General features: G+C 68.7%; 33 protein-coding genes. 21 read left to right on the forward strand and 12 right to left on the reverse strand.

Annotated elements, in window-relative coordinates; genetic code table 11:
• Window positions 1–6 precede the first annotated feature (6 nt).
• From LQK89_RS17785 to LQK89_RS17840, 12 genes are all read right to left on the reverse strand, one after another.
• Window positions 7–426, reverse strand: a complete 420-nt coding sequence (locus LQK89_RS17785; RefSeq protein WP_231051030.1) for a pilus assembly protein TadG-related protein — start codon at window positions 424–426, stop codon at window positions 7–9.
• Window positions 423–821, reverse strand: coding sequence for a TadE/TadG family type IV pilus assembly protein (locus tag LQK89_RS17790; RefSeq protein WP_231051031.1), 399 nt, complete (start codon window positions 819–821; stop codon window positions 423–425). Before LQK89_RS17790 ends, LQK89_RS17785 begins: the two co-directional genes overlap by 4 nt.
• 38 nt (window positions 822–859) lie before the next feature.
• Window positions 860–1,273, reverse strand: coding sequence for a TadE family protein (locus tag LQK89_RS17795; RefSeq protein WP_269145932.1), 414 nt, complete (start codon window positions 1,271–1,273; stop codon window positions 860–862).
• Window positions 1,274–1,288: 15 nt separating this feature from the next.
• Window positions 1,289–1,501, reverse strand: coding sequence for a hypothetical protein (locus LQK89_RS17800; protein ID WP_231051033.1), 213 nt, complete (start codon window positions 1,499–1,501; stop codon window positions 1,289–1,291).
• 71 nt (window positions 1,502–1,572) lie between these two features.
• Window positions 1,573–2,460, reverse strand: a complete 888-nt coding sequence (locus LQK89_RS17805) for a type II secretion system F family protein (protein WP_231051034.1) — start codon at window positions 2,458–2,460, stop codon at window positions 1,573–1,575.
• 2 nt (window positions 2,461–2,462) lie between these two features.
• Window positions 2,463–3,326, reverse strand: a complete 864-nt coding sequence (locus LQK89_RS17810) for a type II secretion system F family protein (protein WP_231051035.1) — start codon at window positions 3,324–3,326, stop codon at window positions 2,463–2,465.
• An 8-nt stretch (window positions 3,327–3,334) separates the two neighbouring features.
• On the reverse strand, window positions 3,335–4,594 hold the full coding sequence (locus tag LQK89_RS17815) for a CpaF family protein (RefSeq protein WP_231051036.1): 1,260 nt from the start codon (window positions 4,592–4,594) through the stop codon (window positions 3,335–3,337).
• Between the two features lie 335 nt (window positions 4,595–4,929).
• Window positions 4,930–5,730, reverse strand: a complete 801-nt coding sequence (locus LQK89_RS17820) for a hypothetical protein (RefSeq protein ID WP_231051037.1) — start codon at window positions 5,728–5,730, stop codon at window positions 4,930–4,932.
• 3 nt (window positions 5,731–5,733) lie between these two features.
• Window positions 5,734–6,324 carry an SAF domain-containing protein gene (locus LQK89_RS17825; protein WP_231051038.1) on the reverse strand — a complete coding sequence of 197 codons (591 nt, stop codon included), beginning with the start codon at window positions 6,322–6,324 and terminating at the stop codon, window positions 5,734–5,736.
• A gap of 127 nt (window positions 6,325–6,451) precedes the next feature.
• The gene (locus LQK89_RS17830) at window positions 6,452–7,147 is read right to left on the reverse strand and encodes a hypothetical protein (protein ID WP_231051039.1); all 696 of its coding nucleotides are present in this window, start codon (window positions 7,145–7,147) and stop codon (window positions 6,452–6,454) included.
• Entirely contained in the window at window positions 7,144–8,100 is a 957-nt protein-coding gene (locus LQK89_RS17835; RefSeq protein ID WP_231051040.1) for a ParA family protein, read from the reverse strand. Before LQK89_RS17835 ends, LQK89_RS17830 begins: the two co-directional genes overlap by 4 nt.
• A gap of 449 nt (window positions 8,101–8,549) precedes the next feature.
• Window positions 8,550–9,344, reverse strand: a complete 795-nt coding sequence (locus LQK89_RS17840) for a hypothetical protein (RefSeq protein ID WP_231051041.1) — start codon at window positions 9,342–9,344, stop codon at window positions 8,550–8,552.
• 279 nt (window positions 9,345–9,623) lie between these two features.
• Between LQK89_RS17840 and LQK89_RS17845 the strand changes: the two genes are divergently transcribed.
• The 21 genes from LQK89_RS17845 to LQK89_RS17945 all read left to right on the forward strand — a co-directional run bounded on the left by LQK89_RS17845 (window position 9,624) and on the right by LQK89_RS17945 (window position 25,791).
• Window positions 9,624–9,872 (forward strand): hypothetical protein, encoded by a 249-nt coding sequence (locus LQK89_RS17845; RefSeq protein WP_231051042.1) that lies wholly within the window; start codon window positions 9,624–9,626, stop codon window positions 9,870–9,872.
• Complete coding sequence (locus tag LQK89_RS17850; RefSeq protein WP_231051043.1) at window positions 9,869–10,876, forward strand: conjugal transfer protein; 1,008 nt, start codon at window positions 9,869–9,871, stop codon at window positions 10,874–10,876. Before LQK89_RS17845 ends, LQK89_RS17850 begins: the two co-directional genes overlap by 4 nt.
• A 1-nt stretch (window position 10,877) precedes the next feature.
• Complete coding sequence (locus LQK89_RS17855) at window positions 10,878–11,087, forward strand: hypothetical protein (protein ID WP_231051044.1); 210 nt, start codon at window positions 10,878–10,880, stop codon at window positions 11,085–11,087.
• Window position 11,088: 1 nt separating this feature from the next.
• Window positions 11,089–11,358, forward strand: a complete 270-nt coding sequence (locus LQK89_RS17860; protein WP_231051045.1) for a hypothetical protein — start codon at window positions 11,089–11,091, stop codon at window positions 11,356–11,358.
• 6 nt (window positions 11,359–11,364) lie between these two features.
• Window positions 11,365–12,039 (forward strand): hypothetical protein, encoded by a 675-nt coding sequence (locus LQK89_RS17865; protein WP_231051046.1) that lies wholly within the window; start codon window positions 11,365–11,367, stop codon window positions 12,037–12,039.
• Window positions 12,039–14,603 (forward strand): ATP-binding protein, encoded by a 2,565-nt coding sequence (locus LQK89_RS17870; protein ID WP_231051047.1) that lies wholly within the window; start codon window positions 12,039–12,041, stop codon window positions 14,601–14,603. The genes LQK89_RS17865 and LQK89_RS17870 overlap by 1 nt, the downstream gene beginning before the upstream one ends.
• Window positions 14,600–16,660: a hypothetical protein gene (locus tag LQK89_RS17875; RefSeq protein ID WP_231051048.1), complete on the forward strand. Its 2,061-nt coding sequence runs from the start codon at window positions 14,600–14,602 to the stop codon at window positions 16,658–16,660. Before LQK89_RS17870 ends, LQK89_RS17875 begins: the two co-directional genes overlap by 4 nt.
• Window positions 16,657–17,853 (forward strand): C40 family peptidase, encoded by a 1,197-nt coding sequence (locus LQK89_RS17880; protein ID WP_231051049.1) that lies wholly within the window; start codon window positions 16,657–16,659, stop codon window positions 17,851–17,853. The genes LQK89_RS17875 and LQK89_RS17880 overlap by 4 nt, the downstream gene beginning before the upstream one ends.
• A complete protein-coding gene (locus LQK89_RS17885; RefSeq protein WP_231051050.1) occupies window positions 17,850–18,530 on the forward strand; it encodes a hypothetical protein in 681 nt (226 codons plus the stop codon). The genes LQK89_RS17880 and LQK89_RS17885 overlap by 4 nt, the downstream gene beginning before the upstream one ends.
• A 15-nt stretch (window positions 18,531–18,545) precedes the next feature.
• Complete coding sequence (locus LQK89_RS17890; RefSeq protein WP_231051051.1) at window positions 18,546–18,824, forward strand: hypothetical protein; 279 nt, start codon at window positions 18,546–18,548, stop codon at window positions 18,822–18,824.
• Between the two features lie 200 nt (window positions 18,825–19,024).
• Entirely contained in the window at window positions 19,025–19,381 is a 357-nt protein-coding gene (locus tag LQK89_RS17895; protein ID WP_231051052.1) for a hypothetical protein, read from the forward strand.
• Between the two features lie 392 nt (window positions 19,382–19,773).
• Window positions 19,774–21,891, forward strand: a complete 2,118-nt coding sequence (locus LQK89_RS17900; RefSeq protein WP_231051053.1) for an FtsK/SpoIIIE domain-containing protein — start codon at window positions 19,774–19,776, stop codon at window positions 21,889–21,891.
• Window positions 21,892–21,961: 70 nt separating this feature from the next.
• Complete coding sequence (locus tag LQK89_RS17905; RefSeq protein WP_231051054.1) at window positions 21,962–22,123, forward strand: hypothetical protein; 162 nt, start codon at window positions 21,962–21,964, stop codon at window positions 22,121–22,123.
• Window positions 22,124–22,147: 24 nt separating this feature from the next.
• Window positions 22,148–22,594 carry a hypothetical protein gene (locus LQK89_RS17910; protein WP_231051055.1) on the forward strand — a complete coding sequence of 149 codons (447 nt, stop codon included), beginning with the start codon at window positions 22,148–22,150 and terminating at the stop codon, window positions 22,592–22,594.
• Window positions 22,591–23,325: an HNH endonuclease family protein gene (locus LQK89_RS17915; RefSeq protein ID WP_231051056.1), complete on the forward strand. Its 735-nt coding sequence runs from the start codon at window positions 22,591–22,593 to the stop codon at window positions 23,323–23,325. Before LQK89_RS17910 ends, LQK89_RS17915 begins: the two co-directional genes overlap by 4 nt.
• 45 nt (window positions 23,326–23,370) lie before the next feature.
• On the forward strand, window positions 23,371–23,790 hold the full coding sequence (locus tag LQK89_RS17920; protein ID WP_231051057.1) for a hypothetical protein: 420 nt from the start codon (window positions 23,371–23,373) through the stop codon (window positions 23,788–23,790).
• 213 nt (window positions 23,791–24,003) lie between these two features.
• Entirely contained in the window at window positions 24,004–24,228 is a 225-nt protein-coding gene (locus LQK89_RS17925) for a hypothetical protein (protein ID WP_231051058.1), read from the forward strand.
• A 15-nt stretch (window positions 24,229–24,243) separates the two neighbouring features.
• Window positions 24,244–24,477 (forward strand): glutaredoxin-like protein NrdH, encoded by a 234-nt coding sequence (gene nrdH, locus LQK89_RS17930; protein ID WP_231051059.1) that lies wholly within the window; start codon window positions 24,244–24,246, stop codon window positions 24,475–24,477.
• A gap of 11 nt (window positions 24,478–24,488) precedes the next feature.
• Window positions 24,489–24,704: a hypothetical protein gene (locus tag LQK89_RS17935; protein WP_231051060.1), complete on the forward strand. Its 216-nt coding sequence runs from the start codon at window positions 24,489–24,491 to the stop codon at window positions 24,702–24,704.
• Window positions 24,701–25,105: a hypothetical protein gene (locus tag LQK89_RS17940; protein WP_231051061.1), complete on the forward strand. Its 405-nt coding sequence runs from the start codon at window positions 24,701–24,703 to the stop codon at window positions 25,103–25,105. Before LQK89_RS17935 ends, LQK89_RS17940 begins: the two co-directional genes overlap by 4 nt.
• Window positions 25,102–25,791 carry a hypothetical protein gene (locus LQK89_RS17945; RefSeq protein WP_231051062.1) on the forward strand — a complete coding sequence of 230 codons (690 nt, stop codon included), beginning with the start codon at window positions 25,102–25,104 and terminating at the stop codon, window positions 25,789–25,791. The genes LQK89_RS17940 and LQK89_RS17945 overlap by 4 nt, the downstream gene beginning before the upstream one ends.
• Window positions 25,792–25,817 lie beyond the last annotated feature (26 nt).

The following is a 25,817-nucleotide window of genomic DNA, read 5'->3' on the forward strand; positions in this document are numbered from 1 at the left end:
GGTTCCTTACTGGGTGATGAGCTCGGCGGACGCGTCGCCGTGGGTCGGCAGGGAGTTGAAGCCGAACAGGCTGACGAACTTCGTTCGGTAGTTCGAGGTGACGGTGACGTGGACGACCTGGCCGGTGACGGTGACGTTCCCGCTGACGCCCGCGGCGGCGAGGTAGCTGCGTCCGGTGGTCTCGGCTTGGCCGGCGTTGATACTGAGCGAGCCGGTGTAGACCGCGTCACCGCTGATCGAGTTCGCGGCCGCACGGGCGGCGTTGTCGGCGATCTGCTGGGCTGAGGCGTCGGCCTGGTACTTGCCGGAGCTGTCAACGACGAAGCCGATGATCCCGACGAGCACCACGGTGAACAGCAGCAGATAGATGCTCAGGCTGCCGCGTTCGTTGCGGGCTCGCGTGAGCCGTGTGCGGATGGTCTTCACGATCGCTCCCGGTAGGGGTCGACGGGCGACGCGGCGGACCGCTCGACGTGGATGCTTCCGGGCAGTCCCGGGAACGCGATGTCCGCGAAGCTGACGTCGCAGCTCACCGTGGCACGGACGGTGCCGATGCTGCCGAGGGGAGCGTCGATGCCGCTGGCGTCGACGTTGACTCCCATCGCTGCGCACTTGACGTTCTGCGAGCTCATGGAGCCCTGTGCGCCGGCACGAGCTTGGGCTTCCGCGTCACTGCTCGAGCGCGCGAGCGAGGCATCGCGCGAGCCTGCGTTGGCGGCGTTCTGGACTGCCTGCTGCGCCAGCCCGAACCGGCCACAGGCCACGGCGAACAGGATAAACAGCACCACGATCGGGGTGATGATGACCGCTTCGATCGACATCGAGCCGTGCTGGGATCGGCGGAGGAGCTTGCGCATCGTCAGCCCACCCATCGTTCGACGGGACCGGTGACGGTGCTGCTGACGTCCAGCGGCAGGCCGGGCACGAGCGACACCGAGCGTCCGGTGACGGTGACAGTGACGGTGGTGTCGGATCGGCTCACGCTGACGTGGCCGCCGTTGACGATCGACTTGCGTGCGAGGAACGCTTCGCCGGCGGCGATACCGTCCGACGAGTCGGACTGGTAGGTCCGCGCGGCGTTGAGGGCGGTCGCGGCGGCGGCTTGTGCTGCGCTGCGTGCTGAGTACCAGACGGCGCCCTGCACGATCGAGAACAGCAGGATGACGAAGAGCGGGAAGACGATCACCATCTCGATCGACGCCGACCCGCGCTCGCTACCGCGTCGACCTGCGTGGGCAGGTGACGCGGTAGCGGCGCGACGGCGGAGGAACATGGCGAGGATCCCCGCCTAGTTCCCGAGCTCGCCGGTCTTCCGCGATGCGTACCCGTTCACCGCGGCGATGACGAGGACGGCGATCGCGATGACGCCGATGACGACCAGGATCCAGCCGATCACCTCACCACCGTGCTCGGATCGTTCCTCGAGGCGGCCCCGTGCCCGGCTGTAGAGACGGTGTCCCGCCGCGTAGAGGGCCAGCGTGGCCTTCGAAAGAGTGTTCATGATCGTTCCTCCCCTTGTTGTGGTTGATCCTTCTCTTCGAGTAGGTGACATCGTCGCCCCCGATTCGGACATTAGCTGTTGACCAGGTTCAGCAGGAGCGCCGTCATGATGATCCCCACGAACACCCCAGCGAGGCCGGTCATCGGTACAGCCAACAGCTGCGTCGTCTTGTTTGCCCTGGTCTGCTCGGCATTGAGTAGCTGCACACGAAGCGACTTCCCCCGCTGCCTAAGTGTTTCATATACGGCCGATCCCTGCTCCCCCGACTGCCGCATGATGTTCGCGACGTCGTTGAGTTCGGGGACGGAGATCTCGTCGGAGAAGCGGCTGAGCGCGTCCCACGGCTGGACGCCGGCGTACCGGGCGCGGGTGAGCTCTTCGCGGATGCGGACGAACACCCACGAGCGGCCGACCTCTGCGCTCTCGGCGAGGGCGACGCCGGCGGATGCACCGCGCTTGCGTTCGGCGGCGACGAGCTCGAGGTAGATCGCGACGGCACGGGAGAACTCCTCGCGCGCTGCGGCTGCTTCGCGGCGGACTTGGATGTCCACGGAGAACCAGCCGACGATCGCGAGGACCGGGCCGAGGATCGCGGGGATGAAGAACGGCAGCAGGCCGAGGTACTGCAGCTCGATGCCGAGCAGCGACGGCACGACCAGCAGCAGCGCCGCGTACCGGGCCTTCCGGAACAGGAACGTGTTCACCGACCAGCCGATGAGCGAGAGGTCCCGGGTGGGGATCGCGAACGCTCGGAAGTCGGGGAGCACTGAACGCACCCAACCGCCGACGCGGGTCTCGAAGCTCTGGCTGGCGCGGTCGCCCGTGAGCGTGTCGTCCTGCGTCGCGCCGAGGCGCTCGATCGCGGCCGAGAGCTTCGGCTGCGTCGGGAGCAGCTGTGCGACCAGGAACGTGAGGCCAAGCCCGATGAGGATGCCGGGCAGTAGTGCGGTCTGCCACATGGTCAGCGACCTCCGTGCGTTGAGTCGTCGGCGAGGATGCGCGGCGCCTTGCGGGTCTGCGTGCGCTTCTTGATCAGCAGCAGCAGCGCGACGTACGCGCCGAGCCACGCGGTGAGGATCAGCTGTCCGGTGGGGGTGCTGTACGCGGCGAAGAACTGGTTGCCGAACGGCAGCAGCACCAGCAGCCCGAGGGTGACGTAGGTGACGAACTGGACGACCTGCCTGGTCTTCGCGCGGTCTGCCTCCACCTGGCGGCGCGCCTTGACCTCGTCGAAGACGTCTTGCGCCAGGTCCTCGAGCGCGGTGGCGAGTCCGGCGCCGCGGACGCCGGCTGCGAGCTTGAGGTGCGCGACGACGAGGTCCGCGGTGGAGTCGTTGAGGTCGTTGGCGAACTGCTGCAGCGCGTCCTCGGTCGACCACCGTGCGGCGATGCGCGCCGCGAGTCGGTTGACCGGCTCGGCGATGTCCTTCGGGGTGCTCTGCACCGACAGGGCGATCGCCTGCTCGATGCTCGCGCTGCCGGAGGCGATCAGGCCCGACAGGCTGCGGGTCCATTGCTCCGTCGACTCGAGGCGTGAGATCTCCGCCGGGGTGTTGCCCCGTCCGAGGAGTGCCGGGATCCCGATGACCGCGGCCGGCACCGCGATCAGGGTGATGAACCAGCCCGACACCGCGAACAGGAGTACGCCGCCGGCGAGGCCGGCGAGCAGCAGGATCTGGTTCCGTCGGGTGAGCATGCCCCGCCACGACTCGACGCGGCGTCGCATGGCGCTCGGCGCTCGTCCGGCGGTGTCCGGAGCGGGCAGGAACGCGGTGAGGACGACCAGGACGCCGAGCAGGGCGAGCATCACGGTCAGTGCGAGCATGGCGGCGTTCACAGGTCACCTCCGGGCAGCAGCGACTTCGACTCGTCGAGGCCGGCAGCGACCAGCCGGTCGAGCAGGCGCGCAGTGGGGCGGCCGACCGCCTCGAGGTCGTGGGTCGCGGGGTTGGCGCGGAAGATGGCGTGCGCGACGGGCGGCTTGCCTTCCTCCCCGGCCTGCACTTCGGCGATCTCCGTCACGATGCGGCGGAACCGGCCGTCCTCGAGGATCCGGTCCATGTGGACGATCAGGTCGATGTCCTGCCCGATCTCTTCGTACGCTCCGTCGCGCGTGACACCGGGGGTGCGCATCGCCAGGCGGGCGATACGGCCGATGGTGTCCGACGCGCTCTCGGCGTGGATCGTGCACATGCCACCGACACCGGTTTGGAACGCCTGGAACATCGCTTCGATCTCCTCAGCCGTTCGTGCCTCGCCGACGATGAAGCGGCGGGTGTCCTTGCGGAGGCCCTGGTCGAACAGCCGCACCACGTTCACCTCGCCGGGAGTGGTGCCGTCCGGCAGACGCTCGCCCTGCCCCTGACGGTGCTGCATCGCGTACACGAGGTGGTGCCGATCGCCCATCCGGTCGAGGTAGAGCTCGTACTCCTTCTCGATCGTGACGATGGGCTCGAACGGGTCGATCGAGTTGCACAGCGCACGCATGAGCGTGGTCTTGCCAGTTCCAGGAGCTCCCGCGACGACGATGCGGCGTGAGGCTCGCACGGCTGCCTGCAGGAACAGCACCGCCGGCGGCGTCAGAGTGCGGTTCACCGCCGACATGCTCGCCAGCGTCACGTCGACGAAGCGGTGCACACGGATTGTCGCGGAGGGTCGGGGTTCGATCGGCGGGGCGGTGGCGGTCATGCGGGCGCCGCCGGGAAGGTCGAGGTCCAGCTGCGGGTCCGAGGCGCTGAACGGGCGGGAGTTCTCGGTGCCGTTGACGTGGCCGGCAATGAACTGCAGCTCTTCCAGCAGTTCGGCATCGGATCGCGCGACCGGTGGCTTGGCCTCGATCCGTCCGTCTGCGTAGAACGCGATGACGGTGTCGTGGCCGATGATGTGGATGTTCTCGATCCCCTCCTCCTCGATGAGGGGCTGCAGCCGGCCGATGCCGAACACGGAGTCAAACACGGCCTTGGAGATCGCGTGGCGCCGCTCCGAGGTCCATGCCGTGCTGTCGCCGCTCTCCCGGACGACCCGGTCGATGTGCGCGCTGATCGCTTCCGCGATGTGCGTGCGGGCGAGCTCGCGGCGGTCGGCGTCGGACATGTCGGCGCCGGCGGCGTTGGCGAGGTTGTTCGCCACCGTGACACGCAGCTGCGCGACCAGATCCCAGTCCCCCTCGCCCCACTCCCCCGTGCTCGGCGACGGCTCGTCCTGTGCGAGCGCGCTGACCGGCGCCGGCGCCGGCGCCGGAGCCGACGTCGGCGGCAGGGGCGGCTGCTGCCGCCCGGCCGCTGCGAGCAGGTGCTGGCCGGGGCTACGGGTCTCGGTGCCGCGGTCGGAGCGCTGCGGCGCCGGCGGGATGACCTGGACCGCTGCCGGGTCGCTGCTGGCGCCGAAGAGTGGCAGGCCGCTGAGGGTGCGCTGCTCGGGTGCGTTGGTCATGCCGTGGCCTCCTCGGTCTCGGACGGGCGCACGCCGAGGCGGTCCTGTCGCTGCTGGATGTTCTGCGAGATCGTGTCGATGCCGGCCTTGATGCCTCGCTGGAACCGGGACCGGTCGAACTTCCCCGGTGGGTTGCTGCCGCGGGAGAACACCGCGGCAGCGGATGGGTCGTGGTCGATGCGTGCTGAGATCGGCAGGTCGAGCAGGCTCGCAACCTCCGCCTGCCCGTACTGCTCGCCGACGTCGTCGACGAGCCACAGCTCGAGGTGGTCCACGTGCCCGACCGGCTGCAGCCGGGTCCGGAGGTCGGCCACGCGGTCGCGTGCGGCGTAGATCTCCGGCAGCGTCGGCCGCAGCGTCACCTGGACACTGTCCGCCGCTTGCAGGAGGGGCGCTCGGACGTCGTTGACTCCGTAGCGGCCGAGGTCAATCAGGACGTCGGTGTTCGCGCCCTCGAACGCGGCGAGCGTGCCGGCGAGGGCACCCCACAGTGATGTGGTGCCGGCGCCGGCGGCGGCTGAGTCGAAGCCAGCGACGAAGTAGCGCTCACCGAGCCGGTACGCGGACTCGAGGATGCCGCGGGGGTTGAGCTCACCGCGCAGGTGTTCGAGGGAGAGCGTGGAGAGGCCGCGGGTGTGCGGGTACTGCGCGCGGAAGAACCCGGGCAGGATGCTGCTCGTCTTGGCGATGTCGGCTTCGATGAACAGCGCCGGTCGTGGCCACTGCATGGCCGTCGCGACCGCCGAGGTGGTGGTGCCCGGTGCGCCCGCGACGCTGAGAAACGTGATGACGGCCACGGGTCAGTCTCCCGACGTGTCTGCGGCGTCGGAGTCGACGACGAGCGCCACACGGCCGGTCGCGGAAGTCGCGGCGATGATGGTGGCCTGCGCGTTCGGCACCACCAGGTCGACGATCCACTGGTTCGTCTTGCTGTTCCACTTCGTCGCGAAGACGGTCGCCTTGTAGCTCTGCGGGGTGTTCTCCGGCGGCTCGCCCTGCGCGACGGGCGTTACGACGACCCGGACCTTGTCACCGGGCGTGACCTGGTACGAGGGCATCTGCTGCGCGGTCAGGGCCACACCCACCACGGAAGAGCCGTTCGCAACCGGCAGGCTGTTCCCGACGTTCTTCGCCGTGACGAACGTGCCCGAGGGCAGGTTGACCAGCGCGACCTTCCCGACGGCCTGAGCAGCCTGGTCAGGTGTGAACGCACCGGTGCCCTGCCCCGTGGTGATCTGGATCGGCTTGAGGTCTTCGGCGGTGATGGTGTCCCCCCGCGCCACGCTCGACTTCGTTTCGAGCACTGTGACGGTGTTGCTCTGACCGTTGGCCACCAGGTAGGTCGTCAGCCCACCGATGACGACCAGCGCCACCCCCAGCCCGATCACCATCGGGCGTCGCCGCGATGAGACCGGCGTCGGAAGCTGGGCACGATTTGAGGTCCTCGGCTTACGAGATCGAGATCCGATCCCCCGCCGAGCCCCCTTGCCCTCAGTCGTGACAGTCATGTGTTGCCTTTCAGTCGTCGTTCGGAAGGAAGTCGTCAAGCGCAGCCACGGCCATCACCGTTCGGTTCGGAGCGCCCACTTCGGGCCACAGGTCGTCGAGGATCTGCTTGTTCTCCTTGTTGACCCGGATGATCAGCTGCTTCTTGGTCTCGCCGTCGTCGGCCCGCTGTGCGGCGGTCTGCGGACGGTTGAACAGTCGTGTGCCGCCACCGGTGCCGCCGCCGAAGCTGACGGTCCGCGCCGCGACGAGCTCGGGGAGCCGTTCGTAGGTCGCCTCGATGGCGTTGAAGAGGATGTTCGGGTTGCTGATGCCCGTTGCGCGGCGGTACGCCTCGAGGCGGTTCCAGACTCGCAGCGGCAGGTTGAACGGGATCGCCTGGTCCGCCTTCGACGGCGTCCCGTCTGCGGCCGGAGCCACGCTCTCCGGAGGGATGTCGCTGACTGCAGCCCGCTGCTTGCGCGGTGCCCGGTCCTTCGGCTGAGCCTGGGTGCGCGGTGCACTGGACGGTTCCGACCGCTCGGGTGCGGCTGCGGGTGTCTTCGGCTCAAGCATTGCCGATTCCGCGCGGGATGCCGTGTCGGCGGGTGCAGGAGCTGCTGGCGCGGCGGTTGGGCGGGCGAGCATGGCGCCGAACTTGGCGCTGAGGTCCTCGTGCTGCGCGGGGCGAGCCTTGCCGGGCTCGTTGGTGTCGGCTGCGGCGTTCATGCGCCGGCCTCCGTCGCTGCCTGGGCCCGCTCGTGGGCGGCGAGGGTGGTGAGGATCTCCTCGGTCAGACGGAGGTAGTCGCCGGCGAGGCTGTTGGCACTGTCGGCGATCCGCACTCCGCGCTTCGCGGTCGTTGCGTCAGCCGGGGCGTCCTTCGCGGCGCGCAGGACCTTGTACCAGGGCTCCTGTTCGTCCGCGTCTCGTGCGAGCTCGATCGCGAGCTGCCCACGACGTCGGGCGTTCACCCCGGATGCCTGGGCCTGTCGGATGGTCGCGGCGAACACTGGTGCGACGCCGCCCATGATCGCCTCGAGCATCGAACGGGTGTCCGCGAGGATGCGCGTACCACTCTTGGCGACGGGGAACAGCACGACGCCGAGGACGGCGAGCTCCGGGTTCTTGGGCCGGACGGCGACCACGCGGTCGGCGAGGCTTGAGATCCCGCGGAGAGAGCTGTCGTCGGGCTGGGTCGGGATGAGAATCCACCGCGCGGCGACCAGCGCCAGCGTCTGGATGGTGCCCTCCCCCGGTGGCGTGTCCATGAGGATCACGTCGTACTGGTCGGCGATGTCGAGCAGCCGGCGTGCCAGCGTCTCGCTGACGTCCTGCCCGCGGAGCGTCTCGCCGTGGATGTGGTCGATGAGCATCGCCGTGCGTCGGCCCGCGGGGACGACGTCGAGGTTCGGGCGGACGTTCTTGACGGGAACGAGAGGCTGGTCCATCGCGATCGCGTTGAAGAGCGCGGCTCCCCCGTCGTCAGCCTCGGTACCGCGGTACCCAAGGTCGTCGGCGACGTCGCCCTGAGGATCCAGGTCGATCAGGAGCACCTTGTAGCCCGCCTCGGCAAGGACGCCGGCCTCGTTCGTGCTGATGCTGGTCTTGCCGACGCCACCCTTGTTGCTCTGGCACGTGATGACACGGCGCAGGCGCGATCGCTCCTGTTCAGTCAGCATGTCGTGCTCCCGGCGCTAGCAAAACGGCTCTGTGATGGCTGCATGGCGCAAGCCTAGTGCAATGTACGCGTCAGCACAACTAAATATGCAAGGCATCTGAGCGCATGCAGGCCCGCGGCCAGCGCGCGCCATGCGTCTTTCACGCGCAAGGGTGTTGCGCTTGTTGCGCAACCCTCGCGCATGGATAATGCCTGCACAATGACAGATTGCTGCTAGCTGCAACGCATATAGCGCACGTATTGCGTCAGCTTGCGCGAGCATGTTGGCGAGGTGCAGCCCAGGTGCAGCAGGGGTTGCGTCTGACCATGCAGGTACCTGGCGGAAAGGCATCAGTGACTTGTCCGCCGGGGTCCGCAGCAGTCTGACCGATGGGGGCTTGGCCGTCGACCCGCGAAACGGCCCCTGACGGGCGGTCAGGGGCCGTAGGGGGCGGGGGAGGGGCGTCTGGGTCACCACGATCCGTGCTCGGCGACGTAGGAGCGCACCGCGTCGACGAGCTTCTTGCGGATCCGCCAGACGCGCTTGGTCATCGTCGCCGCCGAGCACCCGAGATCCCTTGCGAGCTCAGCGCGGTCTTCGGCGTCTCCGAGGTCTGCTCGAGCGAGGATCGAGACTTCCTTCCGCGCGAGGACCTTGGTGTCAATCGCCCAGGTGAGAACGCGCACGAGATCGTCGAAGCCCTGGTCCCCCGTCGCGGACGAGCCGAGCTCGAGGTCGAGCTCGTCCTCGCGCTCGGCGAGGATCTGCAGGATGGAGTCTTCGGTCGGGAGGACCTGGATGCGCCGATCGCGTCGACGGACGCCTTCGGTCGAGTTGATCAGGCTGAGGGTGTTCAGCTGCAGAGTGCCCTGTACGGAGCGGCGGATGTGTGCGGGGTAGCACTGGATGGCCTGCCAGAGGCAGGAGACCGCAGTTCCGATGGCCTCGTCGGTCCCGATGCCGACGAGCGCGGTGCAGGTAGCTGCGAGGCGGACGGCGGATGGGATCATGCGCTGCAGCACAGCTCGACCTGCGGCCTGGGCCGCCGGGGTTCTGCTGGCAAGGGCGAGGGTGATCGCCTGGTGCAGTCGAGCGTCCTGGTCTGCCTTGGGCACGTCGCGAGCGCTGAGGTACTGGACGAGCTCGGCGCCGGTCATGCAGCCCAGTTCGTCGAAGTCGTAGGTCGCGGTGGCGTGCCGGGTCTGCCACTCGCGGTTCAGCAGATCGAGGACGGAGAAGTCCGTCTCGTGTGCGGTGCTCGGCATGGCTGGTTCCCTCCCGTGGTGCGTGGTTGCGGGAGCGACGTTCCTCAGCCGGTCGGGATCGATCTCTTGATCGTTTGGTCTTGAGCCGGTCGCGAGCCCAAAAATTTCGGCGGGGGAGTGGTCTGGAAAATCCCAGATCAACGCCTGAATAGGCGGCTTGATCGTGGCTGAGTGAGGAAATTTCTTCGACGGGATGTCCGCGAGCTGCCGTTGGTGGCACCTACTCCGAGTGACAGGACGGCGAGAGGCCGTCTCGGATCCACGAGAGAGGCCCGGCGAGTGGGAAACAGCAAGGGACGAAGCACCTCGTCCGAGAACGAGTACCGCGACTTCATCCACGACGCGGCGTCGGTGCTCGACGTCACGACCGAGCTGCACGACGTCGTGCCCGAGCTCATGGACAAGCCCTTCGACCGCGCGACGCAGCGCCGCGTGGTGGACCTGCTCAACTCCGATCGTCAGGCGGCAGCGAACGCAGCTGCGCGACGGATCTCGCACGCCAACGGGTTCATGGGAGGTGTGGCATGAGGTTCCCAAAGAAGCGTCGCGACAACGAGCCGGCGACGACGACCGATGCTGCAGAGCCGTCGGCTGCTCCCGCCGGTGCGCAGACCGCGAAGTGGACCAGCGGGTCCGCGATGGGATCGAAGGGCGTCAGCATCCTCGTCGCCGCGTGCCTGGTGTCCGGCCCTGTCGCCTTCATCGGCAACATGCTGCAGCCGGCGACGGCGCAGGTGACGCAGCAGGCGCCGAAGAGCACAACGGTCAGCGTCACGCAGCAGTCCGCCGGTTCGTACGCGCTGGGCTACGTCGCTGCTTGGCTCAGCGCCACCCAGCAGGACAGCAGCGCCCTCGATCAGTACATCGACACCTCGGCGCAGACGCTGAGCAAGAACGCGACGTCGTACCGGAACCTGGCGGTCGCGTCGATCGATACGCGAACCTCCGACGTCCTGCAGGTCGTCGTCGCCGCGGACGTCAAGCCCGGATCCGCGGATGAGGACGACAAGGCGGCCTGGCCGCGTCGGTACTTCCAGGCCTCGATCGCCGTCGATGGCACGCACCTCACCCCCATCGCACTGCCTGCCCCCGTCGCCGGCCCCAGCCGTTCCGCTCAGGCCCCCAGCACGGCCTACAGCAGCCCGATCGCCCCGTCCAGCAGCGCGGGGGAGACCGTCGTGTCCTTCCTGGACGCCTACCTCACGGGGCAGGGCAAGACGGACCCGTTCACGGCTCCGTCGAAGTCTCTGCCGGCGATCTCACCGGCGCCGTACTCGTCGCTGACCCCGGTGTCGATCACGGCGACCGAACGTCCGGCAGAGCGTCCCTCGGATGGCGTCGAGATCCCGGTCCTGGCGACCGTGACCGTCGCCGACGAAACCGGTCACAGCCTCCCCGTCTCCTACGCGATGACGCTGCGCGCCCGCGCGGACCGCTGGGAGGTCTCCGCGATCGCGACCACGCCGCTTCTGACCGAGAGCACCAAGTCCACCTCAACCCCAACCCCAACACCCACCACGAAGGGCAACTGACATGTCCGCAGGCATCAGCCCCCGGAAGGTGATCGGCCGTGTCCGCGGCCGCCTCATCGTGATCGATCGCTCGCTTCCCAACCAGTACGAAGCCGTCGTCCGCTCACTCGGGGCCGCCACCGTCGCCGTTCGTGCGGCACCGGCATCACCTCTCGATCCGCTCCGCGTCTTCACTCCGACCTCGGCAACACCCACCACGAAGGGCAACTGACATGACCATCCACACCATCGCCAGCTCCACCCGCGCCGTCGCCGGCGGCATCATCGACACCGCCAACACTCAGATCAACGCGCTCGAGGTCCTCTGGCACAACGCCCTCAGCGCCGCGATCTCCGTGGCGATCGTCTACTTCGTCATGAAGATGAAGAACAAGGCGTCAGCCGTGATCATCGCGATCCTCGCAGTGGCGTTCGTCTTCTGGCTCGCGAACGGCGGCATCCAGACGATCTCCGACCAGGTCGGTACCCAGTTCGGGGCCTGATCCACGATGGCCTACCAGTCCGAGACACCGATCGCGCGCTTCTTCACACGAGCGCGCCGCATCCCCATGCTGCTGGGCAAGCTGCCCGGTGGCGGCAAGATCCCCGGCGGCCCCTACACGCTGCCGCAGCTCTCGTTCGGGGTGGTCGTGTTCGTCGTCGGCTGGTGGACCAAGCCGATCTGGGGGCCGCCCATCGGCGCTCCGCTGATCCAGACCGCAGCGCTGCTGCTCGTCTGCGCCGGCGTCGTGTTCATGTCGGGCAAGATCCCCACCACCCGGCGGAAGCTCTCCGATCTCGCCCTCAGCGCCCTGACGGCGGTCCACGCGCCCGCCACGGGACGGTACGACGGATCCGCGGTGCGCCTGGCCGCCCCGCACCAGGTCACCGGGACGACCGCGATCTGCTTCGACGACGACGAGCTCGCCGCCGCGGCCCGCACCGTCCCCGTCGCTGTGACAGCTCCGAAGCGGGCCAAGCCAGCCAAGCGGCCCCACCCGACCGTCACACCTGCACCGGCCGCGCCAGAGCTCGCTCCGGCCACGTCGGTGCCCGCCGCAGCAGTCCTCACGGTCCCCGACCCGCAGGACCTTCCGGAGAACGTCATCCCTCTCCGTCCCCGCCGTGCCCGCACGGGGCTCGAGCACCTGCTCGAGCAGGCCCAGAACAAGGAGTCGAAGTAATGCGCACACCCGTCGCCGCGATCCGCGGCCACCTCATGTGGACCCGCTCCGGAGTCGTCTGGGCAACCTGGCGCCTCGCGGGCCTGGCCAAGGGCTTCGGCGACTCCGACAGCAACCGGCAGGCGCTGATGGCGCACCGAGCTCTGATCCAGAACGTCATCGGCGAGGGTCTGCTCCTCGGCCTCACCGCGGACCTGGATCCCGAGGTGATCGTGAACAAGATGCTCGCCGGCGTCGACATCGAGCAGTACCCCGGCTGGGCCGAGGAAGGCCTGCTCATGCTCGACGAGCTCGAGGCACGCCCGCTCGGCAAGCGGGAGTTCTGGCTCGCGGTGCCGCTGCGGGCGGGAAGCTGGAAGAACCGCGGCCTCGCGTTCGCGCGCATGTGCGACACCTCGCTCCGCGACTCCCTCTCGCTTCCGGTCAACCCGCCGTCGCCGATCGAGACAGCCGCCGCACGTCACGCCGCGGACCAGATCGAGGGCGCGATCCCGGACGTGTTCGAGCCGCGCCGTGCGTCAGCGGCCGAGCAGCTCTGGATCGCCGAGCACCACCAACTGCGGGGCCTCCGCGTCGAGCAGGCCGCACCGTCGCCCACCGGGTCCGGCAAGACCAACGGCGCCGCCAACTACGCCGACGTGCACGCCGCCACCGCCCGCTACACCCCGCCTAGCGTGTTCCCCAAGCCGTTGCTCGACGAAGGTGGACAGTCCGACGGTGGCAGCAAGCTCAGCCGCCTCGACCTGTTCGGGCGCCGGTTCCTCAAGGTCCAGAACCCCCGCGAGAACACCGCCAGCTACCAGGTCATGCTCGCCCTCGCCGGCACTCCGCTCGGCGGCTGGGAACCCCTCGCCGTCGACTGGATGGCGCGCATCGACGAGCTCGGCGTCAACGCCGACTGGGCGATCCGCTTCACCACCACCCGCGGCCGTGACGCGAAGAACCGCAACAAGCGGGCGGAATCGAACCTGACCGACCAGATGGACCAGCAGGAGGGCACCGCGGCGATCACCGGATCCGGCGGCGAGCTCGACCACGTCGCCAGCGACCTCAACGACTTCCACCAAGCGCTCGGGATCTCCGAGAAGGAGGTCGAGGTACAGATGACGCTCATCGTCGCGATCGCCGGCAGCACCCCGGAAGAGGCGCAGGACAAGGCCCAGTTCCTCGCGAAGGACTTCAAGGGCATCGAGTTCATCTTCGACAACGCCCTCGGCGCGCAGGAGGCGCTGTGGTGGGCGATGCACCCCGGCGTGCCGATGAGCCGGCCGGTCCGCGAGTTCACCGAGCTGACCACCGGGTCGAACTGGGCGAGCATGATCCCGCTGACCTCGACCGACCTCGGCGACGACGCCGGCATGCCCTTCGCCGACAACATCACCGCCGGCACTCCTCGCCCGGTGATGCTGGATCTGTGGGGGCAGATCACCGGAGACGTCTCCGGGTCCGTCGGCGTCTGCGCCGAGCTCGGCGCCGGCAAGTCCGTGCTGCTCAAGGACGTTCTCGGCGCAGTCCATGACCGCGGCGGACGGTTCGTCGCCATCGACCGGACGCAGGCCCGCGAGTACGGCGTCTTCGCGCGCTCCCTCGACCCGAAGCACACCGCGATCGCCGACCTCACGGAGCCCGAGTGGTCCCTCGACCCGCTCCGTGTCTTCGGTCCCCGCATCGGCGCCGGGCAGATGCTCACCCTCTGCTCCGCGCTCCTGGGCGTTCCCGCTCGCTCCCCGGGCGGCATCATGCTCGCCGACCTGCTCGACCCCAAGACCGCCGTCGACGCTGGGCTGACCAGCGCCGGCGCGCTCCTGGCGCACCTGCGCGAGCTCGGCAAGACCGACGATTCCGCCAAGGAGCTCGCCGGGCTCATGGGGCTCTACTCCCGCAACGAGTACGGCGCGGTGCTCTTCGACGAGTCGCTGCCGCCGCTGGACCTCAACAGCCGAGCGATCGTGTTCCTCACCCACGGCGTCTCGCTCCCCGAGAAGCAGGAGATCGAGAACGACAACCTGTTCCGCGAACTCGGCGTCGAGAAGCTCTTCGGCCGCGCCATGTACGCGCTGCTGACCCGGATCGCCCGCGAGGTGTGCTTCACCCGTCCCAACGAGCTCACCGTCGCCGCGTTCGACGAGGTCGCTCACATCACCGCCAGCCCGCAGGGCAGTCAGGAGCTGTTCACCTTCATCCGAGACGGCCGCAAGCACGGCGCACCCGTCATCGTCGCCGGACACGACGCCCGCGACTTCGGCGACGACGTCATGCGGGGACTGATCAAGAACCGGGTCCTGATGCGGCAGACCGACGCCGACCTCGCCGCCGTGAACCTGAACTGGTTCCACCGCGGGCTCGGCGACAACCCGCAGATGGTTCAGCTGCTCACCGAGGACGTCTCCCCGCTCGGCATGGACAACAAGGTCGCGCCGGAACGCCGCGGCGAGGGTCTGTTCCGTGACGCCCGCGGCCGCATGGGGAAGATCCGCAAGACGGTCTCCCTGCGACCCGCTCGCCGCGCCGCAACGCTGACCACCCCCGGGCAGCGGGAGCAGGAGTTGGAGGTCGTCTCGTGATCATCGCGTTCTACGCCAGCCTCACCCGACGCGCCGGCATCCGCATCCGCCGCGCCTGGCACTGGGCACGCCTGCACCCGCGCTGGGCCACCGTGATCGTGCTCGCCTCGTGGTGGGCGCTGATGGTCATGGCCGGCACCACGGCTGCCTACGCCGACAGCAAGGACATCACCGTCCCGTTCCTGCCGCCGACCACGATCACCGACAGCAGCGGCGTCTCCCTGCAGCACTACGCGGTGCTCCCGCTCGACCGCGGCGACATGTGGACCTGGACCAAGTCCTGGAACGCGCAGATCGTCGACTCAATCTGGAACGGAAACATCATCGCGATCGGGTGGATGCTGTGGCTGTTCGAGTGGCTGCTGGGCTTCCAGTGGGTCGGGTGGATCTCCGCCCCGCTCAACGACATCGCCACCCTCGTGCAGAACACCCTCTCGCAGATCGGGTGGATCCCCTTCGCGCTCTCCCTCGCCGCCGGCATCGGCGGGTTCGTGATGCTCAAGGGCCGCTACGCGACCGGGTTCGGCGAGATCGCCGTCTCGATCATGTGCTCGATCCTCGCCGTCGGCATCCTCGCCAACCCCGTCGCGGCGCTGACCGGGGAACACGGTGCGCTGCCGTGGGCGGAGAAGTGGGGCGCGAACCTTTCCGTCAGCATCGTCTCCGACGACTCCACCGGCCCCACCGGGACCCCTTCGGTCGACGACGGCGCCAAGGTGCTCTCGTCCACGATCACGAGCCAGATGATGGACATCTTCGTCCGGGACCCCGCCCAGATCATCGCGTTCGGCCACCCGCTCACCGGGCAGTGCGACAAGACCTTCACCGAGGAGATGAAGAAGGCCAGCCCCATCGACACGTCCTCGACGAGCGTCCGCGACGCCGTCGGCGGCTGCGACGCCGACGCGAAGGAGTTCTCCACCCACCCCGGCGTCGGGCAGATCTTCACCGCGGCGACGGTCGCCCTCGGCTCGCTCGTGCTTTTCCTGCTCGGTCTCGCGATGGCCGTGGTGCTGATGATGTGCGTCTTCTACGCGCTCACACAGGCCCTGAAGCTGATGGGCGCCGTCTACGCCGGCGTCGCCCCCGGCGTCGCGCGCGTCGCGCTCTGGCGATCGCTGATCGGCATGTACACGGGCGCGATCAGCGTCGGGATCAGCGTCGTCATGCTCTCCGCGTACCTCAAGATCCTCACCGACCTGATGGCAAGCGCCACCGACGGCAAGACGATGCCGGGTCTCAACATCGTCGGCCGCACCTTCCTGATCGACCTCGTCGTCATCGTGCTGATCGTGTCCCTGTTCGTGGCCCGCCACAAGGCGAAGAAGGCCGGGCAGAGCCTCGCCGACCGGCTCGCACGCATCGGCTTCGGCAGCACCCCGCGGCAGAACCAGCACCCGGTCCTCAAGGCCGGAGCTCGAGCCGCCGGACGGTACGCCGTCAACCGGCTCAGCAACCGCCCCACCCTCGAGTCCAAGCCCACGGCGAAGAAGGAGCTGCCCGCATCCGACGGCTCCGGCACCCGGCACGCCGGCGAGTACACCGCAACACCGCTGCGACCCAACCGGGCCGCACTGCCCGCAGGGACCGGGGGAGCCGCCGCCGGCAACGGCCCCAGCACCGGCGGTGGCTCCGGCCTCGGCGGCAAGCTCCTCGCCGGAGCCGGGAACGCCGCACAGCTCGCACTCGCGGCCGCCAGCGGCGGCACCTCCGCCGTCGTCATGAAGGCCGGCACGATGGCCGGACAAAAGGTGCTGCAGCGCCACCTGCAGCAGCCCCGAGGCGCCCGCGCGCTCCCCGCCGCGGAACAGCCCCGCACCGGCCGTCAGACACGCCCCTACGAGGCTCCCACCGCCTCTGAGGGCAGCTCGTCGACGTCGACGCCGTTCGGCCGTCAGATCGTCGTCGACCGGGACGGGACCGGCCGCATCGCGCCCGCAGCGCCCCCGCGCCGCGGCGCGTACAACGTCACGACGCTGCCCCGTCGGCAGCGCGCCGTCGGATCGCCGGTGCGCGCCGCCCTCGAGCGGGCCGCAGCCAAGGGAGGGAAGGCATGAAGAAGTGGATCGGCGCGATCGCTGCTGCCGCAGCCGTCGTCATCGTGCTCCCCGGCGTCCTGTTCCTCGGCGGCCTCGGGTCCTACATGGGGTTCGCGCAAGCCGCCAAGCACGCCAAAAGCTCCTGCACCACCTCCGACGCCGGAGGAACGTCTGTCCCGAGTGGTGGTGAGACCGCGCTCCCAGCCGCCCAGGTGGGCGACATGAAGCTCACCCGCACGCAGATGAGCCACGCCGGCTCGATCATCGCCGTCGGACAGGGAATGGGTGTCTCGTCTCGCGGGATCCAGATCGCGCTCATGGTGGCCCTGCAGGAGTCCACCCTCCGGAACCTGGCGAACACCACCGTCCCGGAGTCGATGGCGATCGACCACGACGCAACCGGCCACGACCACGACTCAGTGGGCGTGTTCCAGCAGCGACCGAACTGGGGCACCGTCGCCGAACGAATGGACACGGGGTACGCGGCGCGAGCGTTCTACGGCGGCCCGCTCGGACCCAACGGCGGCACCCCGGCAGGGCTGCTCGACATCCCGAACTGGCAGACCCGCTCCCTCGCCGGCGCCGCACAAGCCGTGCAGGTGTCCAAGTTCCCCGAGGCGTACGCGAAGTGGGAAGACGAAGCCGCGGACATCATGAAGGCCCGCAACGTGACCGTCACCAGCGACACCACAACCGCGACCGACACGACGCTCACCACCGACCTCGGTAGCTGCGACACCGGCAGCTCCGACGAGGGCAGCGGTGACGCGATGCCCGCCGCCGACACCTCCGGAGCATCCTGGACAGCCCCCAACGGCAAGACCGGCGTCGACATCGTCAACTACGCCGAGCAGTTCGTCGGCAAGGTCCCCTACTCGAGCGCATGCGGCTCCGCCGGAAGCCCCTCCGCAGGATGGTGCTGCACCGGATTCGTGTACTACATGTACCACCAGGTCGCGAACATCGATCTGCCCAGCCCGGTCGTCTCCGGGCAGCTCGCGATGTCGCACCAGATCCCCGCATCCGAGGCCAAGGCCGGCGACCTCGTCGCCTGGGTCGGGCACCACATCGGGATCTACGACGGGCACGGCGGCCTGATCCACTCGCCCGACTACGGCCGCAACCTCACCCACGCCAAGAGCTACCAGTTCCAGATCGACGGCGTCTCTCCGACGTTCTGGCGCGTCAACGCCATCGGGGGAGCCTCATGAGCTGCCGACGTCTCACGATCGCACTGACGGCCGCTGCGACCCTCGTCGCGGCCCTCGCCGGGTGTTCCGGCACCCCGAACGCCGCCGCACCGACCGGATCGGCGTCGAGCGGTTCTGCCCGGGCGCTGAACGAGCTCGCCGGCACCCGCATGACAACGATCGGCTCGGAGATCTCCGTGGGGCTCCCCGCCACGCTCACCCTCGACGACGTCGCCGGCGACACGGTCTACGCACGGGTGACGATGAGCGAGCTCACCACGGCGTCGACGAGCGAGCTCGACGCACTGCGATCGGACAGCAGCAACCTGCAGGACGTCACCACCGTCTACGAGCAGCACGTCTCCCTCGAGGTGCTCGGCATCACCGACTCTGACGGGACCCGCATCGTCCCAAGCACCGACGCGCTCACCGCCGCGGTGCTGCGGCGGTTCACGATCGCCACGCACCCCGGCTCCGACCCGCTGCCCACCAGCAACACACTGACGACCGGCTCCTGCAAGGGCATCGACGGCCCGTCCGACGTCGGCGCCGGCTCCACAGTCACCTGGTGCATCCACGCCTTTGCCACCGACCAAGACAGCCCGCCCACCGGCGGCAGCTACCAGACCAGCAACGGCACCTACGCGGTACCGCTCACCTGGGCGTCCAAGCAGTACCGCGCCCCCTCGATCCCCTGACCTAGGAGCACCACCATGACGCAGAACGACGACGACGACGACTTCTTCAACTGGTTCGTCCTCGCGATCGTGGGCGCCGCGATCGCGCCCGTCCTGGTCGCCAAGTTCGTGCCCGCCGCGCAGGACTTCCTCGTGCGCTGGCACGTGCTCGTCACCGACCACGTCCTCATCCCGCTCGGTCCGACCGCCGGCCTCGACTTCGGCCGGTGCCTCATCGCCGTGGCCGTCATCGTCCTCGCGATCGTGGTCGTCGTCCGAGTCGCGCGGCGCCGAAGCATGCAGCGCCAGCGCTGAGATCCGCGGGGCAATCAAGACCCCGCCGCACAACCCCGTACCGCCGGCAGATGGCTGCAACCTCGCCGGCGGTACGGCCATGTCTGGGACCATTCGACGCGCCGGGACGGGTCTTGATTGCCCCGTAAACTGCCGGGCACACGCCACAAGGCGTCCCCCCGAACCCCGAGACCGGCGCCGGTCTCTTTCCACCCGAAGCGATGAGCATGCCGAACCCGGACGACGCTGCAGCGACCCCGCGCGGCTACCGATCCCACGCCTACTACCTCCACACCCAGCAGCACCATGAACGCCTCAAGGCCGCATGGTGGGGGACCCGGCACACCGAGCAGCCCGTCGACGACGACGACCTCGCGCCCTCGCTCAACGCGCTCGTCGCCCGACTCTTCGAAGCGGAAGCTGCTCGCCTCGAGGCGAAGTACAACGCCGGCGAACCGTTCCCGCCCGCACCCAAGCAAGCACGCGGAGTCGATCCGTCCGCGACGTCGCGGCAGGGGCAGACGATGACCGACCTGTGGTCAGAACGCCGCGGCCGGGAAGCCCCGGAGACGCGATAACCCCCGGCGTGCGGCTCGGTGCTGGGGCTCATGGCCATCCGCGATGCGGGGCAAAGTATGGGGCCCGTGCCGAGCGAAGAGACCGCCGGGGGTGTGATGTCCAACGTCTCGCCGACTGCCGACATTCCCGCCTGTCGCGACGCTGATCAGCATCTAGCGCGGGGGTTGCGTGCAGCTGCTGTGCTGCGGAATGTTGCCCGAGGCGGCTGTGCTTCGCTCGGTCCGCTTACCCGCAAGCGCGCACGGCCGAGCGTAACACTGCTGTCAAGGGGATATCAAGGCTTCCTCCTGTGGACGTTCGTCTGCCGTGTCCGTTGCGCCCGCATTGCGTCACCTACTCGTAGTCAGCAGGCAACCCGTCTGCATGGGTCACGCAATACGAGGAGCATCCGATGCCATTCCTGTCTCCCACCCGGCCGCCGGTCGATCCGACCGCCGAGGCCGCGATCGTCCGGCTGCCCCCGCAGCCGGCGCACTGGCCGCGAAACCTCGCAGTCGTCCTCGCCGTCGGGCTGCTCGGCGCCGGCATCGCGCTCGCGTTCGATCGTCCCGTCATCGCGTGGTGCATCGCGATCGCCGCGATGCTCGCCGCCGCCGCCGTCACCACGCTCGGCATCCGAGCGCAGCAGCGTTCCCAGTTCATGGACGGAGCGATCGAGGCGGTCAGCGGAACGATCGGCGCGCGGATGCCCTCCCGCGAGCTCGTCTCCTCCTCGAGGTGGACCGGTGGATGGATCGGGCTGCCGCAGCGCATCCGGATCCGGTACGCCGCCATCGTCAACGACACCGATCCCGGGTTCGTCGAGACGGTCCTCGAGCACCTACGCCGGCGGCTCGGTTCGCAGTACCGCGTCCGGAAGCACAACGTGCGCCAGTGCGTGCTGCTGCTCGAGATCGACCCGACGGAGCTCGCGCCGAAGAACCCCGAGGTCGAGCGTGCGAAGAAGGTCGTGCACGACCTCCTCGGCGCCGCGCCTGGCAAGGTCACCGTCGAGACCGCGGAGGACGGCACGGTCAAGTCGATCACCGTCCGGGACGAGCTCGGCGTCCGAGCGTCGATGGCGTCGTACCGTGCCCGCGTCGACAAGGCGCTCGCTTCGATGCTCCCCGGCCAGTGGCGGTCGAGGTGGCAGCTCGAGGAGGACCGGGTCCGATTCGAGGTCCGCCCATCGATGCCCGATCGAATCGACCACCCGCTCCTCGACAGCTACCCCGACGTCGACCACGCCACCTACGACAAGTGCCGCATCCCGATGGGAGTCGACGAGGACGGCCACGAGCTCTTCTGGCAGCCGTCGGTCTCCCCGCACATGCTCATCGTCGGCGGCACCGGATCCGGGAAGACCTCGGCCGAGCACACCATCCTCACCGAGCTCGCGCTCCGGAAGTACCGGGTCTGGGTGCTCGACGGCAAGCGCATCGAGTTCGCCGGCTTCCGCGACTGGCCCAACGTCGAACTCGTCGCGTCGAAGGTCGAGCACCAGGTGCGGATGCTGCACGCTGCGCACGACCTGATGGAGCAGCGGTACTCACTGATCGAATCCGGCAAGGCGCGGATCTCCGACTTCGAACCGCTGTTCCTGATCATCGACGAATACGCCACCTTCCAGGCCCGTGTCGAGCGCTGGTACAAGTCCGTGAAGCCCAAGGGTGGTGCGGCCAAGGCGCCCGTCTTCGATCTCATCCCCGACCTCGCCCGTCTCGCGCGAACAGCGAAGATCCACATGGTGCTCGGCATCCAACGTCCAGACGTGACCTTCCTCGGCGGTGAGATGCGCGACAACTTCGGCGCCCGACTCTCCCTCGGTCGGCTCTCGCCCCAGGGCGCGAACATGATGTGGGACAGCTTCGGGATCGGCGTCGCCGTACCCCGCAACAAGCGCGGCCGCGGCGTCTCCCTGAACGACGAGTCGAACCCCGTCGACATCCAGACGTACTTCACGCCCGACCCGGCGAAGGTCACCGAGGACAAGATCGAGGACCTCGCGTTCCTGCACAAGCTCCGCGCCGCCGACCCGGTCCACCCTCGGAAGATGATCATCGACCCCCGGCCCGAGGTCGACGGCGACAAGGGCGTCATGCTCGACCCCATGTACGAGGAGTGGGCCTCCGCGCTCATCGTCCCCTTCGATGCATCGCGCGCTGAGCAGCAGGACACCGCCACCGTCCTGACCGAGACGACCGCAGATCTCTCGACGTCGACCGTCCGGTTCGTCGACGAGGACGCCGCCGGCACCTCGAGCGCCGGCGACCTACCGGACGACGGCGATCTCTTCGAGGGGTACTCCGAACCCGAAGACGGCATCCGCGTCAGCGAGCTCAACCCCGGCGACCTCGTGTGCGTCGACACGTCGCTCGACCTGTGGGGCGTCGTTCAGGGCTGGGAGGGCGACGTCACCGACGACGACAACGTGGCGATCGATTACCTCGACTTCGAGACCGGCGAACCGAACATGATCTCGGTCCCGGAGGGAGAGCGGATGAGCGTCCGACACCCCGACAGTAAGTGAGGGTTGCATGTCTGACACTTACTAAATAGTCTCATGTGCGGAACACTTCCGCACGAGAGCGAGTGCAGACATGACCGCACACCAGATCACCGATGGTCTCGGCGCCGCCGCGATCCGGTCCGACAGGAACACCACCCCTGTCCCCGGATCCGGCGGCGCCGTCGTCGTCGTTCCCAACGAAATCGCCATGACCTGTCCGATCGCGGGCCGTGACGGCACCTACTCCAACTGACCGAACAGAAGGGACGGCCCGATCATGATCACCACCCTTGCAACAGCCCTCGAGGCGCACTCCGCCACGGACCCCGCCTACGCTCGCGCCCGCCGCTGGGCCGACGAGCACGGAGCGGACAGCACTCTCGCGGAACGCTTCGCCCTCGCCTACGCCGACGAGATCGCCGAACGCCCACACCACCCCAGCCCGGACCTCGCCGCCCCGACCCCCGCGGAGTTCGCCGACGACAACGTGCTCGACTTCGGAGCGCTCGTCGACGTCGCACCGTGCGGCACCGTCGTTCCGTTCGGCGGCCAGTACGTGGCCCGCTGCACCCCCTGCAACTGGATCCCCACCGCTGCGGACGCCACCGACTTCGTCACTGCGGACAACGCAGCCCGAGTGCACAACTCCGAGGCCCACAGCGACGTCCCGCGGGCGCAGTGGTCCGACGTCATGGAGTGGGTTACCCAGGGATTCCACCGATGAGCCGCCGCCGCAACCTCTGGGGCGCGTTCGGCGTCGTTGGCCTCGCGGCCGCGCTGTTCGCCGGCGTGCACTACGCCCCGGGGATGGGGGCCGCCGGCAGCCTCTCCGTCGGCGCCGCCCCGAGCGTCACTGCCCAGCTGCAGGACGCCGGCCTCGTCACCGGCGACACCATCGACACCGCCGCTGTCCGCAGCCTGCTCACCGAGATCCCCGCGCCGACCACCGCCGCCGAGAGTGGGTACAACCGTGACCTCTTCGGTCCCGCTTGGGCCGACACCGACCACAACGGATGCGACCAACGCAACGACACGCTCCGCCGCGACCTCACCCACCTCACCTACAAGCCGGGCACCCACGACTGCGTCGTCACCGCCGGCACCCTCGCCGACCCGTACACCGGCCACGAGATCGCCTTCACCAAGGGCGAGCAGACCAGCCGGGCCGTCCAAATCGACCACATCGTCCCGCTCTCCTGGGCCTGGCAGCACGGCGCCTCCACGTGGACCGACGAGCATCGCGAGCAGCTCGCCACCGACCTGAACAACCTGCAGGCCGCCGACGGCACCGCCAACGAGTCCAAGTCCGACCAGGGTCCGGCCACCTGGCTCCCGACCGTCGCCTACTCCTGCACGTACGTCACCCGCTTCGCCTACGTCGTGCACCGCTACGAGCTCACCCTCGACACCGCCGACCGCGACGCCATCACCCGCGTCCTCAACAGCTGCAAGTAGCAACCCCGTGCGCTCTCGCGCGTAGAACACGAAAGGAACCTCCCCATGCGCTGGATCCAGAAGCTCGAACACTGGCTCGGAATGCCCACCCCACGCGAGCTCGGCAATCCTTCGAGCGTCCCCGCCGGCACGATCCACATCGACGCCGCAGGACGACCGTTCGAAGCAGTGGTACGCCGTGGGCGCCCCACCTACTGGGCTCGCCGGTGGTACGAAACACTCGAGCAGGCAGACCGTCGACAGAAGATCGGCCAGTGGGTCTACACCTACGGCGCCATGTACCACGGCGTGCTCATCGGCGTCTTCGCCGTCGGCGCGATCCAGGGGTGGACGTACAACGGCCCTGCACTCCTGCCGCTACTTCTCATCCTGCCCACCATCGCTACGGCTCTTGCGCCGCGGCTCTGGGATGCGGTGACGATCACCCCGCTCACTGCCGACCCCTTGGAGGAGGGGCTGGCATGACCGCCTCCGATGCACCGCAGCGCAGTGCCGTGAGGTACGCACGCTGTCCTGCTTGCGGCGGTGCTGGCTACGTCGACACCGATCCCGGCCCCGGCGAACCTGAGGCAATTGCCTGCGCTCGCTGCTGCAGCTTCGGATGGATTGACACCACAACCGGCACGCCAGCCGACGTTGAGCCGCCCCTGTTCACCCTCTCCGAGGAAGGAGCCCTCCATGACCACGCTCACCCATGACGTCGCTTCCACGTCCTCCCGCAACCTCACACCCATTGAGCGAGACCGATCCGTCGCCTACCTGTCGCGGCTCATCGGGCGGTACGAGCACGACCGAGCGACGACCGACACCACCACCGAAACCGGGCTCGCGCACGCCGCCGTGCTCGACATGACCATCGCCGGCTGGCGGAGTCGTCTTGAGGCGACGCTCGCCGTGGTCTGACCGAGAGGAACACCCGTGACCGTCACCGTCTACACCAAGCCGTCCTGCGTGCAGTGCACCGCGACGTACCGTGCGCTCGACAACAAGGGCATCGAGTACGTCGTCCGCGACGTCAGCACCGACGAGGCAGCGCTCGAGCAGGTCAAGGCGCTCGGCTACCTCCAAGCGCCAGTCGTCGTCACCGACGAGGAGCACTGGTCGGGGTTCCGACCGGACAAGATAGCGACCTTGCCCGCCGCGGCGGCATGAGCGGACGACCCATGTCGAAGCGCACCAACGCCGTCCGTGTCAGCGCACCTAGTGTGAAGCGCGGCGAGCTCGTGCAGCTCGTCCGCTGGCGTCCCGCCGCCGATGGCTGGGCGTACGACGTCGTCGACGGCCTCTACGAGCGCCGCGACCGGGGCAGCATCACGCTGCAGGTGGAGGGGGAGCCGACCGTGTTCAACCGGGACGAGTGGGAGTGGTGCGCTGCATGACCACAGCTGAGGACCTCCACGAGCTCGAGCAGCTCGACGTCGGCGACGTCGTCGCGCTCGCCCCGGACTCGCCCGCACACCCGGAGTGGACCGTCCGCTCGCGCGACGCCCGCTTCCTCGTGTTGTCCCGACCCTCGGACCTCGACGCGAGCACAGAGATCTACACCATTGCGGATCTCGTCGCCGGCGTTCGTGGCCCCTGCAACCTCATCGGCGGCGGCTGGAACATGAACGACCCCGAGTGGGCGGGCAAGCTCCTCCGCGCGCTCAACTATGACCTGCAGGTCACCGATCAGCTCCGCGCAACGGGGGGACCCGTCTCGCTCGCCGGCATCCGCGTGCACGTCTCCGAGCGCAACAACGTTCCCCTCGCCCTCACCCGCCGGGAGAGCTCGCGATGACCGATGAACGACGTCTCGCCCTCGCTGGCTACCGCCGGGCGCACCGAAGCGACTTCCGACGGCTGTCCTGGGCCAATGCTGCAGCGTTCTACCGCCGGAAGCCGCTGCTACTGCGTTGGCTGCTGCCGTTCTTCTGGCTCGGCAAGGCGCCCATCTTCTATGGCTGGCTCGCCGCCGGCGAGGTCTGGTGCGCTGGCGTCAGCTCGAGCGTCGTCCTCAGCGAGCACCGCGGGGACCGATCCGGCCGCCGACCCGGCATGTTCCTCCTGCTCGGGGGAGTCCTCCTGCTGCTGCTCGTCGACGTCGTCGCGGCCCTGACGCTGCCGCTCGCCATCGCGAACGCCATCCAAGCCGCGTTCTTCGTGCTCCTCGTGCTCATCGTGGTCGGGCTGCTCGTCGCCGCGCTCCCCATGCACCGTGACCGCCTCGAGCGGACCACTCTCGACGAGCTCACCGACGCCGGCACTCGCACGTTCCTGCTCCACGACCTCGCCCGATCGTCCGCCGATCCTGCCGGCACTGGCACCGCGCTCCTCGCCGCCGTCATCCGTGACCGCAACTACGTCGGCGCCGCCGTCGTCGCGACTGCTGTGACGTACGGCATCGCTGACAGCTACTGCGCTGCCGGCATGAACCGAGTGCTCGACAGCAGCCGCGTCGTCACTGCCGTTGTTCCTGTTCGGTGATTCATTCGACGGACTGTCCCAGTCCG

It is taken from the genome of Curtobacterium sp. C1 (assembly GCF_021049325.1).
Taxonomy (GTDB): domain Bacteria; phylum Actinomycetota; class Actinomycetes; order Actinomycetales; family Microbacteriaceae; genus Curtobacterium; species Curtobacterium citreum.

Coding starts and splice junctions, on each gene's coding strand:
- LQK89_RS17800 (WP_231051033.1), bottom strand. CDS start 1,501: ATGAACACTCTTTCGAAGGCCACGCTGGCCCTCTACGCGGCGGGACAC.
- LQK89_RS17885 (WP_231051050.1), top strand. CDS start 17,850: ATGAGCTGCCGACGTCTCACGATCGCACTGACGGCCGCTGCGACCCTC.
- LQK89_RS17835 (WP_231051040.1), bottom strand. CDS start 8,100: ATGCTGACTGAACAGGAGCGATCGCGCCTGCGCCGTGTCATCACGTGC.
- LQK89_RS17900 (WP_231051053.1), top strand. CDS start 19,774: ATGCCATTCCTGTCTCCCACCCGGCCGCCGGTCGATCCGACCGCCGAG.
- LQK89_RS17830 (WP_231051039.1), bottom strand. CDS start 7,147: ATGAACGCCGCAGCCGACACCAACGAGCCCGGCAAGGCTCGCCCCGCG.
- LQK89_RS17810 (WP_231051035.1), bottom strand. CDS start 3,326: ATGCTCGCACTGACCGTGATGCTCGCCCTGCTCGGCGTCCTGGTCGTC.
- LQK89_RS17890 (WP_231051051.1), top strand. CDS start 18,546: ATGACGCAGAACGACGACGACGACGACTTCTTCAACTGGTTCGTCCTC.
- LQK89_RS17910 (WP_231051055.1), top strand. CDS start 22,148: ATGATCACCACCCTTGCAACAGCCCTCGAGGCGCACTCCGCCACGGAC.
- LQK89_RS17805 (WP_231051034.1), bottom strand. CDS start 2,460: ATGTGGCAGACCGCACTACTGCCCGGCATCCTCATCGGGCTTGGCCTC.
- LQK89_RS17860 (WP_231051045.1), top strand. CDS start 11,089: ATGACCATCCACACCATCGCCAGCTCCACCCGCGCCGTCGCCGGCGGC.
- LQK89_RS17935 (WP_231051060.1), top strand. CDS start 24,489: ATGTCGAAGCGCACCAACGCCGTCCGTGTCAGCGCACCTAGTGTGAAG.
- LQK89_RS17895 (WP_231051052.1), top strand. CDS start 19,025: ATGAGCATGCCGAACCCGGACGACGCTGCAGCGACCCCGCGCGGCTAC.
- LQK89_RS17945 (WP_231051062.1), top strand. CDS start 25,102: ATGACCGATGAACGACGTCTCGCCCTCGCTGGCTACCGCCGGGCGCAC.
- LQK89_RS17850 (WP_231051043.1), top strand. CDS start 9,869: ATGAGGTTCCCAAAGAAGCGTCGCGACAACGAGCCGGCGACGACGACC.
- LQK89_RS17840 (WP_231051041.1), bottom strand. CDS start 9,344: ATGCCGAGCACCGCACACGAGACGGACTTCTCCGTCCTCGATCTGCTG.
- LQK89_RS17790 (WP_231051031.1), bottom strand. CDS start 821: ATGTCGATCGAAGCGGTCATCATCACCCCGATCGTGGTGCTGTTTATC.
- LQK89_RS17940 (WP_231051061.1), top strand. CDS start 24,701: ATGACCACAGCTGAGGACCTCCACGAGCTCGAGCAGCTCGACGTCGGC.
- LQK89_RS17870 (WP_231051047.1), top strand. CDS start 12,039: ATGCGCACACCCGTCGCCGCGATCCGCGGCCACCTCATGTGGACCCGC.
- LQK89_RS17920 (WP_231051057.1), top strand. CDS start 23,371: ATGCGCTGGATCCAGAAGCTCGAACACTGGCTCGGAATGCCCACCCCA.
- LQK89_RS17855 (WP_231051044.1), top strand. CDS start 10,878: ATGTCCGCAGGCATCAGCCCCCGGAAGGTGATCGGCCGTGTCCGCGGC.
- LQK89_RS17915 (WP_231051056.1), top strand. CDS start 22,591: ATGAGCCGCCGCCGCAACCTCTGGGGCGCGTTCGGCGTCGTTGGCCTC.
- LQK89_RS17905 (WP_231051054.1), top strand. CDS start 21,962: ATGACCGCACACCAGATCACCGATGGTCTCGGCGCCGCCGCGATCCGG.
- LQK89_RS17825 (WP_231051038.1), bottom strand. CDS start 6,324: ATGGTGATCGGGCTGGGGGTGGCGCTGGTCGTCATCGGTGGGCTGACG.
- LQK89_RS17815 (WP_231051036.1), bottom strand. CDS start 4,594: ATGTCCGACGCCGACCGCCGCGAGCTCGCCCGCACGCACATCGCGGAA.
- LQK89_RS17880 (WP_231051049.1), top strand. CDS start 16,657: ATGAAGAAGTGGATCGGCGCGATCGCTGCTGCCGCAGCCGTCGTCATC.
- LQK89_RS17865 (WP_231051046.1), top strand. CDS start 11,365: ATGGCCTACCAGTCCGAGACACCGATCGCGCGCTTCTTCACACGAGCG.
- LQK89_RS17925 (WP_231051058.1), top strand. CDS start 24,004: ATGACCACGCTCACCCATGACGTCGCTTCCACGTCCTCCCGCAACCTC.
- LQK89_RS17795 (WP_269145932.1), bottom strand. CDS start 1,273: ATGTTCCTCCGCCGTCGCGCCGCTACCGCGTCACCTGCCCACGCAGGT.